At 68.1% G+C, this 14,800-nt stretch carries 17 protein-coding genes; 6 read left to right on the forward strand and 11 right to left on the reverse strand.

What is annotated here, in order from left to right; genetic code table 11:
* Positions 1 to 32 precede the first annotated feature (32 nt).
* Positions 33 to 1,112, reverse strand: a complete 1,080-nt coding sequence (locus FFS23_RS09365) for a serine hydrolase (protein ID WP_137898399.1) — start codon at positions 1,110 to 1,112, stop codon at positions 33 to 35.
* 209 nt (positions 1,113 to 1,321) lie between these two features.
* On the opposite strand from FFS23_RS09365, the gene FFS23_RS09370 reads away from it, so the two are divergent.
* The gene (locus tag FFS23_RS09370; RefSeq protein ID WP_137898400.1) at positions 1,322 to 3,106 is read left to right on the forward strand and encodes a thiamine pyrophosphate-requiring protein; all 1,785 of its coding nucleotides are present in this window, start codon (positions 1,322 to 1,324) and stop codon (positions 3,104 to 3,106) included.
* Positions 3,107 to 3,124: 18 nt separating this feature from the next.
* Here FFS23_RS09370 and nadB read toward each other — a convergent pair whose 3' ends face one another.
* Both nadB and FFS23_RS09380 read right to left on the reverse strand, forming a co-directional pair.
* Positions 3,125 to 4,717: an L-aspartate oxidase gene (gene nadB, locus FFS23_RS09375; protein WP_137898401.1), complete on the reverse strand. Its 1,593-nt coding sequence runs from the start codon at positions 4,715 to 4,717 to the stop codon at positions 3,125 to 3,127.
* Complete coding sequence (locus tag FFS23_RS09380; protein ID WP_137898402.1) at positions 4,714 to 5,637, reverse strand: ABC transporter ATP-binding protein; 924 nt, start codon at positions 5,635 to 5,637, stop codon at positions 4,714 to 4,716. Before FFS23_RS09380 ends, nadB begins: the two co-directional genes overlap by 4 nt.
* A gap of 116 nt (positions 5,638 to 5,753) precedes the next feature.
* On the opposite strand from FFS23_RS09380, the gene FFS23_RS09385 reads away from it, so the two are divergent.
* Positions 5,754 to 5,987, forward strand: coding sequence for a zinc-finger domain-containing protein (locus FFS23_RS09385; RefSeq protein ID WP_038664196.1), 234 nt, complete (start codon positions 5,754 to 5,756; stop codon positions 5,985 to 5,987).
* Positions 5,988 to 6,005: 18 nt separating this feature from the next.
* Positions 6,006 to 7,436 carry a metalloprotease TldD gene (gene tldD, locus FFS23_RS09390; RefSeq protein WP_137898403.1) on the forward strand — a complete coding sequence of 477 codons (1,431 nt, stop codon included), beginning with the start codon at positions 6,006 to 6,008 and terminating at the stop codon, positions 7,434 to 7,436.
* Positions 7,437 to 7,444: 8 nt separating this feature from the next.
* Here the strand turns inward: tldD and FFS23_RS09395 are convergent, their stop codons facing one another.
* Both FFS23_RS09395 and FFS23_RS09400 read right to left on the reverse strand, forming a co-directional pair.
* Positions 7,445 to 7,741, reverse strand: coding sequence for a CcdB family protein (locus FFS23_RS09395; RefSeq protein WP_038664191.1), 297 nt, complete (start codon positions 7,739 to 7,741; stop codon positions 7,445 to 7,447).
* The gene (locus FFS23_RS09400; protein WP_081974439.1) at positions 7,741 to 7,977 is read right to left on the reverse strand and encodes a type II toxin-antitoxin system CcdA family antitoxin; all 237 of its coding nucleotides are present in this window, start codon (positions 7,975 to 7,977) and stop codon (positions 7,741 to 7,743) included. The genes FFS23_RS09395 and FFS23_RS09400 overlap by 1 nt, the downstream gene beginning before the upstream one ends.
* 77 nt (positions 7,978 to 8,054) lie before the next feature.
* Between FFS23_RS09400 and FFS23_RS09405 the strand changes: the two genes are divergently transcribed.
* The 3 genes from FFS23_RS09405 to FFS23_RS09415 all read left to right on the forward strand — a co-directional run bounded on the left by FFS23_RS09405 (position 8,055) and on the right by FFS23_RS09415 (position 10,107).
* Positions 8,055 to 8,261 carry a putative signal transducing protein gene (locus tag FFS23_RS09405; RefSeq protein WP_038664189.1) on the forward strand — a complete coding sequence of 69 codons (207 nt, stop codon included), beginning with the start codon at positions 8,055 to 8,057 and terminating at the stop codon, positions 8,259 to 8,261.
* A gap of 132 nt (positions 8,262 to 8,393) precedes the next feature.
* On the forward strand, positions 8,394 to 8,732 hold the full coding sequence (locus FFS23_RS09410; protein WP_137898404.1) for a P-II family nitrogen regulator: 339 nt from the start codon (positions 8,394 to 8,396) through the stop codon (positions 8,730 to 8,732).
* 13 nt (positions 8,733 to 8,745) lie between these two features.
* Positions 8,746 to 10,107 carry an ammonium transporter gene (locus FFS23_RS09415; RefSeq protein WP_137898405.1) on the forward strand — a complete coding sequence of 454 codons (1,362 nt, stop codon included), beginning with the start codon at positions 8,746 to 8,748 and terminating at the stop codon, positions 10,105 to 10,107.
* Between the two features lie 356 nt (positions 10,108 to 10,463).
* Here the strand turns inward: FFS23_RS09415 and ribH are convergent, their stop codons facing one another.
* The 6 genes from ribH to FFS23_RS09445 all read right to left on the reverse strand — a co-directional run bounded on the left by ribH (position 10,464) and on the right by FFS23_RS09445 (position 14,767).
* Positions 10,464 to 10,883 carry a 6,7-dimethyl-8-ribityllumazine synthase gene (ribH, locus tag FFS23_RS09420; RefSeq protein ID WP_137898406.1) on the reverse strand — a complete coding sequence of 140 codons (420 nt, stop codon included), beginning with the start codon at positions 10,881 to 10,883 and terminating at the stop codon, positions 10,464 to 10,466.
* Position 10,884: 1 nt separating this feature from the next.
* Complete coding sequence (ribB, locus tag FFS23_RS09425) at positions 10,885 to 12,024, reverse strand: 3,4-dihydroxy-2-butanone-4-phosphate synthase (protein ID WP_137898407.1); 1,140 nt, start codon at positions 12,022 to 12,024, stop codon at positions 10,885 to 10,887.
* Positions 12,014 to 12,631 (reverse strand): riboflavin synthase, encoded by a 618-nt coding sequence (locus FFS23_RS09430; protein WP_137898408.1) that lies wholly within the window; start codon positions 12,629 to 12,631, stop codon positions 12,014 to 12,016. Before FFS23_RS09430 ends, ribB begins: the two co-directional genes overlap by 11 nt.
* Entirely contained in the window at positions 12,616 to 13,647 is a 1,032-nt protein-coding gene (ribD, locus tag FFS23_RS09435; RefSeq protein ID WP_137898445.1) for a bifunctional diaminohydroxyphosphoribosylaminopyrimidine deaminase/5-amino-6-(5-phosphoribosylamino)uracil reductase RibD, read from the reverse strand. The genes FFS23_RS09430 and ribD overlap by 16 nt, the downstream gene beginning before the upstream one ends.
* Before the next feature lie 23 nt (positions 13,648 to 13,670).
* Positions 13,671 to 14,018 (reverse strand): hypothetical protein, encoded by a 348-nt coding sequence (locus FFS23_RS09440; RefSeq protein ID WP_038664169.1) that lies wholly within the window; start codon positions 14,016 to 14,018, stop codon positions 13,671 to 13,673.
* Between the two features lie 74 nt (positions 14,019 to 14,092).
* Positions 14,093 to 14,767 (reverse strand): energy transducer TonB, encoded by a 675-nt coding sequence (locus FFS23_RS09445; RefSeq protein WP_137898409.1) that lies wholly within the window; start codon positions 14,765 to 14,767, stop codon positions 14,093 to 14,095.
* Positions 14,768 to 14,800 lie beyond the last annotated feature (33 nt).

Genomic DNA, 14,800 nt, shown 5'->3' on the forward strand with positions numbered 1-14,800 from the left:
CATCCCGACGTTCGCCGGGATGACGATAGGGGTCAGGCTCCCGTCGCCCCGCCCCCCGCATAATTCGCCACCGCCGCCGCGACCGACTGGATCAGCTGCTGCCGTTCGCGGATCGGCCGTCGCGAATCCCCGATCATCACCGCGATCGCATAGCGGCGTCCGTCCGGCGCGGTGAGCAGGCCGACGTCGTTGAAGCCGGCATTGCGACCGCCGAGATCCTGCCCGGTGCCGGTCTTGTGCGCGATCTGCCAGCCGGCGGGCAAGGCGGCGCGCAGCCGGGCGCGGCCGGTGACCGAGGCGCCCATCGTATCGAGCAGGATGCGCGTCGAGGTCTCGGTGAACAGCTCGCCACGCGCCAGCCGCGACAGCGCGTCAGCGATCGCGAGTGGTGCCGCGCCGTCCGGCGGATCGTTGACATAAGCGTCGAGCGCCGCGGTGCGCGCCTCCGGCGACAGGCGCGAACGTGCCGCCTCGAAGCCGCCGCCGACTGCCATCGACTGGCTCCACGTCAGCCCCGCGGTCCTCGACTGGAGCAAGCGCTCGCCGGGGCCGAAGCGGATGTCGCCCAATTGCTTGCGCTCGATCATCGCACGCACCGCGGCGGGACCGCCGACATAGGTGAGCAAGCGGTCGTTGGCGGTATTGTCGCTGTGCGTCAGCGCACGGGTGAGCAGTTCGCCGACGGTGGTGTGATAGCCGTCGCCCTTGACCAGCATCGCGATCGGCTGGTGGAACAGCGTCAGGTCCTCGGGCCGGACGACGACGGGATCGTCAAGCCGCGCCTTGCCCTGGTCGCGCAGGTCCATCAGCGTCATCGCGACCCACAATTTGCTTACCGACTGCTGCGGCAGGCGCGTCCGCGCGCCTGGCGAGGTCACCGTCCATCCCGCGTCGACCGCGCGGATCGCGATGCCGAACTTGCCGTCGAAATTGCGCGCGAGCGCATCGATCGCGCTGGTCAGCTGTGCCGGTGCCACCCGGCGCGGCGGTGGTGCGGCGGCGGGGATCGGGATCGACACCGCGAGCGCCGGAGTCTCGGCAGGGGCGGGGCCGCTGCCGATCGGCCGCGAGGTCGAGCCGCAGCCGGCGAGGGCGGCGCAACTGGCGATCATGAGGATCGATCGGGCCGGACGGCCATACGCTATCATACGGGAATAGGGGCCTCAGCTGGCAAGGCGACGATCCTTATCGGAGGAACGGTGCGGAGGAACCGGCGATCGGTTCGGCTGCGACGAACCGCAGCACCGGTACGGCGAAACGCGGGGCACCATTGCCGCGGCCCGTCCGTTACTGCCGCAATCGGGCAATCAGGACGACCGCCATGGCACAGATGACCAGCGACTTCTTCGTGGACCGGCTGAAAGCCTGGGGCGTGACCCGCATCTACGGCTATTCGGGCGACGGCATCAACGGCGTGCTCGGCGCGCTGCAACGCGCGGAGAAGGCAGGCGAGGGCATCGAGTTCATCCAGGTCCGCCACGAGGAAATGGCTGCGTTCATGGCGAGCGCGCACGCCAAGTTCACCGGCGAGCTTGGCGTTTGCCTGTCCACCGGCGGCCCCGGCGCGACGCATCTGCTCACCGGCCTGTACGACGCCAAGCTCGATCATGCGCCGGTGCTGGCGATCGCCGGCCAGGCGGAGACGACGGTGCGCGGCGCGAGCTACCAGCAGGAGCTCAACCTCGACCGCATCTTCGCCGACGTCGCCGATTACGTGCAGGAGGCGACCGCGCCGGCGCAGGTCCGCCACGTCACCGACCGCTCGATCCGCATCGCGGTGGCGGGCAATGGCGTCGGCGTGATCGTGCTGCCCAAGGACGTGCAGGACGAACCCTATGAGGACCCCAAGGTCCAGCACGGCTTCACCCGCTCGGGCGTCGGCTACAGCCGGCCGCTGATCGTACCGCAGCCGCGCGACCTCGCCCGCGCCGCGGAGGTGCTCAATGCCGGCGAGAAGGTCGCGATCCTGATCGGTGCCGGCGCGCGCGACGGTGCCGAGGCGGTGGTGCGCGTCGCCGACCTGCTCGGCGCGGGCGTCGCCAAGGCGCTGCTCGGCAAGGACGTGCTGTCCGACGAATTGCCCTTCGTCACCGGCGCGATCGGCCTTCTCGGCACCAAGCCGTCCTGGGACATGATGCAGGGCGCCGACACGCTGCTGATGATCGGCACCGGCTTTCCCTGGGCGGAGTTCCTGCCGCCCGACGGCAAGGTCCGCGCGGTGCAGATCGACGTCGACGCCGGCATGCTCGGGCTGCGCTATCCGACCGAGGTCAATCTGCACGGCGGCGCGCGCGAGACGCTGGAGGCGCTGATCCCGCTGCTCCACGCCAAGCCCGAAAGTAGCTGGCGCGAGACGATCGAGGCGGGCGTCGCCGACTGGTGGCAGACGCTGGAGGCCCGTGCGATGGCCGATGCCAAACCGGTCAACCCGCAGCGCGTGGTGTGGGAGATGTCACCGCAGCTGCCCGCCGATGCGATCGTCACCTCGGACAGCGGATCGTGCTGCAACTGGTATGCGCGCGACTTCAAGCTGAAGCAGGGGCAGCGCGCGTCGCTGTCCGGCGGGCTCGCGTCGATGGGCGCGGCAGTGCCCTATGCAATCGCGGCGAAGTTCGCGCATCCCGAGCGGCCGGTGGTGGCGCTTGTCGGCGACGGGGCGATGCAGATGAACAATCTCGCCGAGATGATCACCGTCCAGAAATATTGGCAGCGTTGGGCCGATCCGCGCTTCATCGTCTGCGTGTTCAACAACGAGGACCTCAACGAGGTCACGTGGGAGCAGCGCGTGATGGAGGGCAATCCGCGCTTCCCGACGACGCAGGACCTGCCCGACGTGCCCTATGCGCGCTTCGCCGAGCTGATCGGGCTGAAGGGCATCTTCGTCGAGCGGCCGGAGGATCTGGCGGGTGCCTGGGCGGCGGCGCTGGCCTCCGACCGGCCGGTGATCCTCGAGGTGAAGACCGATCCCGAGGTCGCGCCGTTGCCGCCGCATCTGACGTTGGCGCAGGCCAAGGCATTCATGTCGTCGATGGCCAAGGGCGACCGCGGCGCCGGCCGGGTGATCGCCGAGACGGCACGGCAATTGTTCAAGGAGGTGACCGGCTGAGAGCAGCGATCGCTTCCCTTACGGGACCAGCACCGTATCGACCGCCTCCGGCAGCGTCTCGGGATAGTCGAGCGTATAATGCAGGCCGCGGCTCTCGTGCCGGTGCAGCGCCGAGCGGACGATCAGCGCGGCGGTCTGCAACAGGTTGCGCAGCTCGATCAGATCGGGGGTGACGCGGAAATGGCCGTAATAGTCCGCCACCTCCTCGGTCAGCATCTGGATGCGGTGCTGCGCGCGTTCGAGCCTTTTGGTGGTACGGACGATGCCGACGTAATTCCACATGAAGCGGCGGATCTCGGTCCAGTTCTGCTTGATCACCACCTCCTCGTCCGAATCGGTGACGCGGCTCTCGTCCCACGGGCGGATCACCGGGACAGGCGGCAGCCCGTCCCAATGCGCCGCGATATGATCGGCACAGGCCTCGCCGAATACGAAACATTCGAGCAGGCTGTTCGAGGCGAGCCGGTTGGCGCCGTGCAATCCGCTCTCGGTGCACTCGCCCGCGGCATAGAGGCCGGGCAGATCGGTGCGGCCGTCGCGGTCGATGACGATGCCGCCGCAGGTGTAATGCTGCGCCGGCACCACCGGGATCGGCTGCGTCGTCATGTCGATGCCGAGGCCGCGTAACTTCTCATAGATGTTGGGGAAATGGCCGCGGACGAAACCGGCGGGCTGGTGGCTGATGTCGAGATGGACGTAATCGAGGCCGTAGCGCTTGATCTCGGCGTCGATCGCGCGCGCGACCACGTCGCGCGGCGCCAGCTCCATCCGCTCGGCATCGTAATAGGACATGAAGCGCTTGCCGGTGGTCGGGTTGATCAGCCGCCCGCCCTCGCCGCGCACCGCCTCGGTGATCAGGAAGTTCTTGACCTCGAGATGGTAGAGGCAGGTCGGGTGGAATTGCATCATCTCCATATTGGAGACGCGCGCACCCGCCCGCCACGCCATCGCGATGCCGTCGCCGGTCGCGCCGCGCGGCGCGGTGGAGAACAGATAGGTGCGCCCCGCCCCGCCGGTGGCGAGCACCGTCGCTTTTGCGGTGTAGAGCGTGACGCGGCCGGTGCCGCGATCGACTGCATAGACGCCCCAGACGTTGCCTGCGCCAGAATAGCGCTGTTCGTGGCGGCTGGTGGCGAGGTCGATCGCGACCTGATCGGGGACGAGTGTGATATTGGGATGCGCCTCGGCGGCGCGTTGCAACGCCTCCTGCACCGCCCAGCCGGTCGCGTCGGCGACATGGACGATGCGGCGATGGCTGTGGCCGCCCTCGCGGGTGAGATGGAGCGTATTCCCCTCGGTGGCGAAGGGGACGCCGAGCTGCGTCAGTCGCTCGATCGCGGCGGGGGCGCCCTCGACGACGAATTCGACGATATCGCGGTCGTTGAGGCCGGCCCCGGCGACCATCGTATCCTCGACGTGATTGTCGAACGTGTCGCCGGGTTCGAGCACCGCGGCGATCCCGCCCTGCGCCCAGGCGGTCGACCCTTCGTTGAGCGCGCCCTTGGCGAGCACGGTGACCCTGAACCGTTCCGCGAGGTTGAGCGCCGCGGTGAGCCCCGCCGCGCCCGAGCCGACGATGAGGACATCGCTGTTGCGGGTCGCTTCGGTCACGCGTTGCTGGCGCGGGTCAGGCTGAGGAACACGTCCTCGAGGTCGGGCTCCTTGGTCGAAACGTCGACGATGCCGAAGCCGTCGTGCTGGACCGCCGCGAGCACCTCGCCGGCGTTGACCCGGTCCTTGGCATAAGTGATCTCCAGCGTCCGCGCGCCCTTGAGCACGATCTTGCCGAAACAGGCGTTGACCGGCAGCGTCGCGACGTCGCGGTCGACGGTGACCGCCACCACCTTCTCCTGCGCCTTGCCGACCAGCTCGCGGGTCGGCTCGTTGGCGATCAGCCGGCCGTGATTGATGATCGCGATCCGGTCGCACAATTCCTCGGCCTCTTCGAGGTAATGCGTGGTCAGCACCACCGTGACGCCGGCGTCGTTCAACTGGCGGACATAGGCCCAGAGCTGCTGGCGCAATTCGATGTCGACGCCCGCGGTCGGCTCGTCGAGCACCAGCACCGGCGGCGAATGGACCATCGCCTTGGCGACCATCAGCCGCCGCTTCATGCCGCCCGACAAGGTGCGGGCATAAGCCTTCGCCTTGTCCTCCAAATGCACCGCGCGCAGCAATTCCATGCTGCGCCGCTGGCCCTTGGGAACGCCGTAGAGGCCCGCCTGGATCTCCAGCGTCTCGATCGGCGTGAAGAAGGGGTCGAACAGGATCTCCTGATTGACGATGCCGATCGACGCTTTGGCGTTGCGCGGCTGCGCGTCGATGTCGAAGCCCCAGATCTCGGCGCTGCCCTCGGTCTTGTTGACCAGCCCGGCGAGGATGTTGATCAGCGTCGACTTGCCCGCGCCATTGGGGCCGAGCAGCCCGAAGATCTGGCCCCGCGGCACGTCGAAACTGACCCCGTCGAGCGCGCGCTTGCCGCCCTGATAGGTCTTGCAGAGGTTCTGGATGCGGATCGCGGCCTCGGTCATGCAGGCGGAATACGCGGATCGTGATGGGGTGCAACCCATTCCTCCCCGGCACGGCGGTCCCCCTCCCCGCGTCGGGAGGATTGAAGCGGCTCGCGCGTCTTGCTATCCGCCTCCGCATGATCCCGCCGCCCGAAACCATCCGCGTCTCGCAACGCCGTGTCGCCTGTGACGGCGCTACCGATATTCCGGGTGGTGCCGCGCTCGGCCATCCGCGCGTCTTCCTGCAGATCGACGACGAGGGCTATGTCGATTGCGGCTATTGCGACCGGCGCTTCGTGCTGATTGGCGGACCCGCCGACGGCGCCGACCAGTCGAAATTGCCCGATCACCCGGATGGCGCCAGCGTTTAACGCCCCTATATCGGGGGCATGACTGTAGCCGCCGATCCCCGCTCGTTCCTCTACCGCGACGCTTTGTCGCCCGACGCCGCGCTCCGCCTCACCGCGGATGCGCTCGGCCGCGCCGATGACGGCGAGCTGTTCCTGCAATATCGCAAGGCCGAGGCGTTCGGCTTCGACGACGGCCGGCTGAAGACGGCGAGCTACGACACCAACGCCGGTTTCGGCCTGCGCGCGGTGTCGGGCGAGATGACCGCCTTCGCGCATGCCAACGAACTGTCGGAAGCGGCGATCCGCCGCGCCGGCGAGACGATGGCGCTGATCGATCCGACGACGAGCGCCAAGGCGTCGCCACCGCAGGGCAACAATCGCCACCTCTATACCGACGCCGATCCGCTCGACCTCGTGCCGTTCGCCGACAAGGTGAACCTGTGCCAGACGATCGACGCCGCGGCACGGGCGCGCGATCCGCGCGTCGCGCAGGTCTCGGTCGGCCTGTCCGGCACGTGGAGCGTGGTCGAGATCGTCCGCCCCGACGGCTTCGTCGCCACCGACGTGCGACCGCTGGTGCGGCTCAACATCCAGATCGTCGTCGAACAGAACGGCCGCCGCGAGACCGGCACGTTCGGCATCGGCGGGCGCTATCTCTACGATCGATTGTTCGACGCGACGGTGTGGAACCGCGGCATCGATGAGGCGCTGGCGCATGCGCTGGTCAATCTCGACTCGGTGGCGGCGCCGGCGGGCGAGATGACCGTGTTGCTCGGGCCGGGCTGGCCGGGGATCGTGTTGCACGAGGCGATCGGCCATGGCCTTGAAGGCGACTTCAATCGCAAGGGCACCAGCGCCTTCTCGGGGCGGATCGGCGAGCGCGTCGCGGCGCCGGGCGTCACCGTGGTCGACGACGGCTCGCTTCCCGACCGGCGCGGCTCGCTGTCGATCGACGACGAGGGCACGCCGACGTCGGAGACGGTGCTGATCGAGGACGGCATCCTCAAGGGCTATATGCAAGACCGGCTCAACGCGCGGCTGATGGGTGTCGCGCCGACCGGCAACGGCCGCCGCGAGAGCTTCGCGCATGCGCCGATGCCGCGGATGACCAACACCTTCATGAAGGGCGGCACCGACGATCCCGCCGAGCTGCTGAGCCGCGTCAAGCGTGGTATCTTCGCCAAGAGCTTCGGCGGCGGACAGGTCGATATCGTCTCGGGCAAGTTCGTGTTTTCCTGCACCGAGGCGTATCTGATCGAGAACGGCCGGATCGGCGCGCCGATCAAGGGCGCGACGCTGATCGGGGACGGCCCGACGGTGCTGACCAAGGTCGCCGGGATCGGCAACGACTTCGCGCTGGACGAAGGGATCGGCGTCTGCGGCAAGGGCGGGCAGAGCGTGCCGGCCGGCGTCGGCCAGCCCACGCTGCTGGTCGACGGGCTGACGGTGGGCGGGACGGCGACGGGGTAATTCCTGCGTCACACCCCCGTCAGCATCATGTCGAATGCGCCGATAATGTCGAAGCGATAAGCGCTGAGATCGGCTATGTAGGTTTGCAACGCGCCGCGGCTCAATGCTGCGGCGAATTGCGTGACCATCGCATAGCGTTCCCCTTCTATGTCGAACATCGGATTGAGACGCGCACGGCGAGGCGGCGCTTCCTCAAGCCGCATCAACGGTACGACGAGACGGCTGCCGAGAAACCCTAGCGAGTCCGCCTGACAATCGAGGATAAGCTGGCCGTCCGGCGTGCGATACACGTCGAACTGCGCCATCAGAACAGCCGATACTTTTCCAGCGGCAACCCGTTCTGTTCCACCCAGCGATTGACGGCCTCCGCCCACTCGCGACTCTGCTCGCGCCAGCGATGATCGAGTTCATGTTTCAAGGCTGCGCGTAGGGACTCGACATCGTCGTCATGGGCGACGCCGAAGCGCGCGGCCTCGGCGCGAACTTCAGTCACGCTCATTTGACGCGTGCTCTTCAGCGGCAGGTCGAGCGTACTTGCCATGACCTGATGATATGGACGATGGGTCTGCCGGTCAACGGACGTCAAGGGGTGGCCGTGCGACCATAGAGGGATGTCTCATGAGCCTCGTCGAACTGGGTCGCTACGATCGCAACCTCGCCAATATCATCGTCGGGCGGCTCGACTCCGAGGGGATCGATGCGATCGCCTTCGACGGCGGGGCGAGCATCGCCGACGGCAGCTATCTGCTGATCCCGGTACGAGTGATGGTCGATGACGAAGATGTCGATGCCGCCAAAGCGATCGTCGATGCTGCCCAATTTTAAGGCAGTCTCTCGCATCTGCACAATTATCTAACGGGCAAACCCCACGACGCGTCACAAAGCACGCCTATATCCCCCTTTCAGCGATTGGCACGATGATTGCGACGTACCCCTCGGACAATCGAGGGGGCAGGGATGAAGCTGGTCATTGCGATCATTAAGCCGTTCAAGCTCGACGAGGTGAGGGAAGCGCTCACCACGTTGGGGGTGGCGGGGATGACGGTTACCGAGGTCAAGGGGTTCGGCCGTCAGAAGGGCCAGACCGAAATCTACCGCGGCGCCGAATACAGCACCAACATGGTGCCCAAGATCAAGATCGAGGTGGTCTGTCCGGGTGATCTCGCCGACCGCGTCGTCGAGGCGGTGCAGGCATCGGCGAACACCGGCGCGATCGGCGATGGCAAGATCTTCGTGCTCGACGTCGGTCAGGCGGTGCGCATCCGCACCGGCGAAACCGACGATTCGGCGCTCTGAGGGGGGTAACAGGATGAAGCACGGATTGAAGATCGCCGGCACCGCGGGGCTTGCCGCCCTCGCGTTCGCCGCTCTGCCCGCTTGGGCGCAGGACGCCGCCTTGCAGGCGCCCGCCGCCGCCGCGCCGGCCGCGACGGTGAACAAGGGCGACACCGCCTGGATGATGACCTCGACGGTCCTCGTCATGATGATGATCCTGCCCGGCCTCGCGCTGTTCTACGGCGGTCTGACCCGCTCCAAGAACATGCTGTCGACGATGACGCAGATCGGCGCGGTTGCCTGCCTGGCGATGCTGCTGTGGGTGATGTACGGCTACAGCCTCGCCTTCGGCCCCGACGTCACCGGCGGCCTGTCGAACGTCATCGGCAGCCTCGACAAGGCGTTCCTCAAGGGCGTCACCGCCTCGTCGCAGGCGGCGACCTTCACCGCCGGGGTCGAGATCCCCGAATATGTCTTCATCTGCTTCCAGATGACCTTCGCGGCGATCACCGTTGCGCTGGTGCTGGGATCGGTGGTCGAGCGGATGAAGTTCAGCGCCGTGATGGTGTTCGCCGCGGTGTGGCTGACGATCGTCTATTTCCCGATCGCGCACATGGTCTGGGCGTCGTCGGGCGTGTTCTTCAAGGCAGGCGCGCTGGATTTCGCCGGCGGCACCGTCGTCCACATCAACGCCGGCGTCTCGGCGCTGGTCGCCTCGATCATGCTCGGCAAGCGGATGGGTTATCCCACCACGCCGATGCCGCCGCATTCGCTGACGCTGACCGGGGTCGGCACCGGCCTGCTCTGGGTCGGCTGGTTCGGCTTCAACGCCGGTTCGGCGCTGGAGGCCAATGGTTCGGCGGGGCTGGCGATGCTCAACACCTTCGTCGCCACCGCTTCGGGCGGGCTGTTCTGGATGCTGGTCGAGCGGGCGCGCGGTCACAAGGGGTCGGCGCTGGGCTTCTGCTCGGGCATCATCGCCGGGCTGGTCGCCGTCACGCCGGCGGCGGGCAATTCGGGGCCGTTCGGCGCGATCGTGCTCGGCGCCGTCGCCTCGGTGGTCTGCTTCTTCGCGGTCTCGGTGCTCAAGCCGAAGCTCGGCTATGACGACGCGCTCGACGCCTTCGGCGTGCACGGCGTCGGCGGCATGATCGGCGCAATCGGCACCGGCATCGTCTATGCGCCGTCGCTCGGCGGGCCGGGTGCGGCGGATTATGCGATGGGCGCCAAGCTGCTCGTCCAGATCGAAGCGGTGGTCACCACCGTCGTCTGGGCGTCGATCGGCACCGTCATCGCGATCCTCGTCGCCAAGGCGATCACCGGCCTGCGTGTCGCTCCCGAAGTCGAGCAGGAAGGCCTCGACCTCGGCGAGCACGGCGAGCGCGCCTATAATTGATCCTATCGGGGGCGGGGGCATGAGACCTCCGCCCCCCACGATGTTCCTCCTGCGGACGACCTTGACCCGGTACGGCGACGTACCGGGTCTTTTTTGGTTCGCGCGAAGACGCGAAGACGCGAAGGGGGTGTGGGTGGCGCAGGCGTCAGCCTGCTCGTCGCATGACGGCGGATCGGGGCATGGCGTCGGCACGAGGACGACACCTTCGCGCCTTCGCGTGGATCAATGTTCGCGCGAAGGCTCAGAAGACATCTGGGCAGAGTGAGCGGTGCGGAATTTTGCCGGGGCCGTGGCCGCCGTAGCGGGCGAAACCCCTCTGCGTCCCCGCGTCTCTGCGCGCCAAAACCCTTACGTAATTACGCCAGCCGCTCGCGCAATGCGAGCATCGCCAGCGCCGCCTGTGCCGCGCCGGCACCCTTGTCGAGCTCCGCCGGGTCGGCGCGGGCGATCGCCTGCGCCTCGTTTTCGGTGGTCAGGATGCCGTTGCCGATCGCCAGACCGTCGAGCGTCAGCGCCATGATGCCGCGCGCGCTTTCGTTCGAGACGATCTCGAAATGATAGGTCTCGCCGCGGATCACGACGCCCAGCGCGACGAACGCGTCATACCGGTCGGTATCCGCCGCCAGCGCGATCGCGCCCGGTACCTCTAACGCGCCCGGCACGGTCACCGTCTCGTGGCTATGGCCCGCCGCCTCGATCGCCGCGCGGGCGCCGGCGAGCAGCATGTCGTTGAGATGGTCGTAGAAGCGCGCTTCGACGATGAGGATATGCGCCATGTCAGTCGTCCGTCTCGATTGCCCGTTCGCCGACGATCGACAGGCCATAGCCGTCGAGCCCGACCAACGTGTGGTGGGTGTTGGTGAGCAGCACCATTTCCTCGACGCCGAGCTCGGTCAGGATCATCGCGCCGACGCCATAGTCGCGCAATTCCTCCATGTCGGCCGCCGGCAGCGTCCCGGCCTTGGCCTGGAGCGCGACGGTGAACTGGTCGGCGCGCGGACGGTTGATGACGACGATCACGCCGGCGCCCTCCTCCGCGATGATCTCCATCGACCGGCGCAGCAGCCCCTCGCGTGCGCCATTCTCGCCGAAGATGTCGGCGAAGGGCGACAGCGCGTGCATCCGCACCAGGGTCGGCTTCGCCGGATCGACCTTACCCTTGACCAGCGCGATCTGCTCGGTGCCGGTCGCCTTGTTCCAGAAGGTGAGCGCGGTCCATTCGCCGCCCCATTCGCTGGTGAAGCGCGCCTCGGCCCGCTTCTCGACGAGATGGTCGTAGCGGCGGCGATAGGCGATGAGGTCGCGGATCGTGCCGATCTTGAGATTGTGGAACTGCGCGAAGGTGACGAGGTCGTCGAGCCGGGCCATCGTCCCGTCCTCGTTCATGATCTCGCAGATCACGCCCGAGGGGTTGAGCCCGGCGAGCCGCGACACGTCGACCGCCGCCTCGGTATGACCGGTGCGCACCAGCACGCCGCCGTCGCGTGCGACCAGCGGGAAGACGTGGCCGGGGGTGACGATCTCGTCGCGCGCCTTCGACGAATCGATCGCCACTGCGATGGTGCGCGCCCGGTCGGCGGCGGAGATGCCGGTGGTGACGCCATCGCGCGCCTCGATCGAGGTGGTGAAGGCGGTCTCGTAGCGCGTGCCGTTGTTGCGGCTCATCAGCGTCAGGCCGAGCTCGTCGACGCGCTTCTTGGTCAGCGCGAGGCAGATCAGGCCGCGGCCGTGCTTGGCCATGAAGTTGATCTTCTCGGGCGTCGCCATCTGCGCGGGGACGACGAGGTCGCCCTCGTTCTCACGATCCTCGTCGTCGACGAGGATGAACATCCGGCCGTTGCGCGCCTCGTCGATGATCTCCTCGGGCGAGGACAGAAAGGCGTGACGCAGACGCCCCAGCTCGGGTTTAGCGGCCACGATAATGCTCCATGCGTTGCAGATAGCGGGCGAGCACGTCGATCTCGATATTGACCGCCTGCCCCTCGGTGAGGCCGCCGAGCGTGGTGACCGCCTGCGTGTGGGGGATGAGGTTGATCCAGAAGCGGGTCGTCGCGCCGTCGTCCTCGACGCCGTTGACGGTCAGCGAGACGCCGTCGATCGTGATCGAGCCCTTGGGGGCGATGAACGGCGCGAGCGCCGCCGGGACGGCGAAGCCGATGCGATGCGATTCGCCGTCCGGCGTGACGTCGAACACCTCGGCGATGCCGTCGACATGGCCGGTGACGATATGACCCCCAAGCTCGTCGCCGAGCTTCATCGCGCGCTCGAGGTTGAGGCGGCGACCTGCCGTCCATTGATCGCGGGCGGTGCGCGCGATCGTCTCGCCCGACGCCTGCACGTCGAACCAGCCGCGATCCCCCTCCTGCCCCTTGTCGATGACGGTCAGGCAGACGCCCGAACAGGCGATCGATGCGCCGAGGTCGATCGTCTCGGTATCATAAGCGGTGGCGATGCGGACGCGCGTGTCGCCGCGGACCTCGACCGTCTCGATGGTGCCGATATCGCTGACTATGCCGGTGAACATGGGGTGCGCTCGTAGACCTCGAGACGGTCGGTGCCAAGGTCGCGCGCATCGTGCAACCGCCAGCGACCATGGGTGGTGCCAAGATCGGCTATGCCGAGGTCGCCGAGCGCCGCCTTGCCCGCGCCGATCAGGATCGGCGCGCGGTAGAGCAGCAGGCGATCGACCAGATCGGCGCGGAGAAAGGCGGCGGCGGTCGCCGCGCCGCCCTCGACGAGGATATGGTCGGCGGGGAGGGTGGCGATGGCGACAGGCGAGTCGATCGATACCGTCTCGCGCTCACCCTCGCCCTTCGGCGCTGCGCGCCTTTTCCCTCTCCCATTGGGAGAGGGAGGGAGCGCCGCAGGCGCGGAAGGGTGAGGGCGAGACGACAGGATGACCCGCAACGGGCTGCGCTCTTCCAGCCCCGGCAGCCGCACGTCGAGGCTCGGCACGTCCGTTTCCCACGTGCCGCGCCCGACGAGGATCGCCTCGTGCCGGCTGCGTTCGAGATGCACGTGGGCGCGCGCCTCGGCGCCGGTGATCCAGCGGCTGCTGCCGTCGGGCAATGCGATGCGGCCGTCGAGCGAGGTGGCGAGCTTGAGCGTCACGAACGGCCGGGCGAGGCGCCGGCGTTTCAGAAAGCCGGCCATGCTGCGCGCGGCGTCCTCGGCGCGTACTCCGGTCGTGACGGCGATCCCCGCGTCGTGCAGCCGCGCGATGCCCGCGCCGTCGGTGCGCGGATCGGGATCGCCGAGCGCCACGACCACCCGCGCAACGCCTGCGGCGACGAGCAGGTCGGCGCAGGCGGGGCCGCGCGGCGAGACATGCGCACAGGGTTCGAGCGTCACATAGGCGGTGGCGCCACGCGCAGCCGCGCCAGCGGCGGCGAGCGCCATCGCCTCGGCATGCGGCCGGCCGCCGGGCTGCGTCCAGCCCCGGCCAACGACGCGATCGTCCGCGACGAGGATGCAGCCGACGTTGGGATTGGGCGCGGTACGGCCGCGCGTCCGTTCGGCGAGCGCGAGCGCCGCGCCCATCCAGCGCGCGTCGTCGCCGCTACTTACAGCCCCCACTTGGACATCGCGTCGTCGACCGTCTTGAACTGGCTGCGCAATTTCTCCTCGCGCGCCTTTTGCGCGGCGATGCGCTGGTCCTGCTCGACCTTGTCGATCTCCTGCTGCGCCTTGATCTGCGCATCGGTGCGATTGGCGGCGTAATTCTTGAAGTAGATGATGTTGGGCTGATACGGCTCGGGCGGGATGTCGTTGCGCATGAAGGCGTAGACGAAGAAGCCGGTCACCGCCATCGCCGCCACCAGAAAGCCGAGATCGCGCGGCTCGCGCTGCGACAGGAAGAAACGCAGGTCGCGAAAGGCGTGGAGCGGCGAGAAGCGGCGGAAGAACTGCATGGCGGCAAGATAGGTGACGGGGGGCGGCGAGGCCAGCCCCCCGGGGGACGCGACGGGTGGGACGACCGCGCGCCTCAGTCCGCATCCTCCATGCGGAAGGTCAGCGTCATCGTCCGCCACGCCTCGACCGGCACGCTGCCGCGGGTGGCGGGTTTGAAGCGCCAGGCGCGGGTGGCGCGCTCCATCGTCGCTTGCCAGAAGGCGTCGCTGGTCGCGCTGAGCCGCTCGATCTGCTTCACCCGGCCGTCGGTGCCGATCAGCACGCGCACCGTGACGCGGCCGTCGCGGTTGGCGCGGCGCTCGACGGCGGGATAGACCGGCTGGAAGGCGTCGGCATAGCGCGGGTCGATCTGCGGCCCTACCAGCGGCGGCAATGGCGGGGCGACCGGCTCGGCGGCGGCCGGGCCGGGGTCGGTGCCGATCGTCGGACCGGCGGGCGGGGTCGGGTCGACGGCGCTGGTGGTGAAGTCCGAGGTCGACGGGATTGCGATCGGCGGGATCGGCGCGATGATCTGCTCGGTCGGATGGTTGGCGACCCGCTCCTGCGGCCGGGGCTGCGGCACCGGTCGTTCGGGCGGCGGCGGGTCGAGCGGGATGTTGCGGGTTTCGAGCACATGCTCGGGAGCGCCAGGCAGGATCTTCGGACCGGCGAACATCAGCGCGGCGACCAGCGCGGCGTTGATCGCGATCGCGGCGGTGAGGCCGCCGGGGTTGAAACGGGTCGGCTGGGCGTAGCGGTCGGCGTACATCGTCCGTCTCCTTGAAGGGGTGCGACTCGATCG

The organism is Sphingomonas sp. 2SG, assembly GCF_005503285.1.
GTDB classification, from domain to species: domain Bacteria; phylum Pseudomonadota; class Alphaproteobacteria; order Sphingomonadales; family Sphingomonadaceae; genus Sphingomonas; species Sphingomonas taxi.

Excerpts from the sequence above, each read along its gene's own strand:
- FFS23_RS09365 (WP_137898399.1), bottom strand. The coding sequence starts at position 1,112 with ATGATCGCCAGTTGCGCCGCCCTCGCCGGCTGCGGCTCGACCTCGCGG.
- FFS23_RS09370 (WP_137898400.1), top strand. The coding sequence starts at position 1,322 with ATGGCACAGATGACCAGCGACTTCTTCGTGGACCGGCTGAAAGCCTGG.
- FFS23_RS09380 (WP_137898402.1), bottom strand. The coding sequence starts at position 5,637 with ATGACCGAGGCCGCGATCCGCATCCAGAACCTCTGCAAGACCTATCAG.
- FFS23_RS09385 (WP_038664196.1), top strand. The coding sequence starts at position 5,754 with ATGATCCCGCCGCCCGAAACCATCCGCGTCTCGCAACGCCGTGTCGCC.
- tldD (WP_137898403.1), top strand. The coding sequence starts at position 6,006 with ATGACTGTAGCCGCCGATCCCCGCTCGTTCCTCTACCGCGACGCTTTG.
- FFS23_RS09395 (WP_038664191.1), bottom strand. The coding sequence starts at position 7,741 with ATGGCGCAGTTCGACGTGTATCGCACGCCGGACGGCCAGCTTATCCTC.
- FFS23_RS09400 (WP_081974439.1), bottom strand. The coding sequence starts at position 7,977 with ATGGCAAGTACGCTCGACCTGCCGCTGAAGAGCACGCGTCAAATGAGC.
- FFS23_RS09405 (WP_038664189.1), top strand. The coding sequence starts at position 8,055 with ATGAGCCTCGTCGAACTGGGTCGCTACGATCGCAACCTCGCCAATATC.
- FFS23_RS09410 (WP_137898404.1), top strand. The coding sequence starts at position 8,394 with ATGAAGCTGGTCATTGCGATCATTAAGCCGTTCAAGCTCGACGAGGTG.
- FFS23_RS09415 (WP_137898405.1), top strand. The coding sequence starts at position 8,746 with ATGAAGCACGGATTGAAGATCGCCGGCACCGCGGGGCTTGCCGCCCTC.
- ribH (WP_137898406.1), bottom strand. The coding sequence starts at position 10,883 with ATGGCGCATATCCTCATCGTCGAAGCGCGCTTCTACGACCATCTCAAC.
- FFS23_RS09430 (WP_137898408.1), bottom strand. The coding sequence starts at position 12,631 with ATGTTCACCGGCATAGTCAGCGATATCGGCACCATCGAGACGGTCGAG.
- ribD (WP_137898445.1), bottom strand. The coding sequence starts at position 13,647 with ATGGGCGCGGCGCTCGCGCTCGCCGAACGGACGCGCGGCCGTACCGCG.
- FFS23_RS09440 (WP_038664169.1), bottom strand. The coding sequence starts at position 14,018 with ATGCAGTTCTTCCGCCGCTTCTCGCCGCTCCACGCCTTTCGCGACCTG.
- FFS23_RS09445 (WP_137898409.1), bottom strand. The coding sequence starts at position 14,767 with ATGTACGCCGACCGCTACGCCCAGCCGACCCGTTTCAACCCCGGCGGC.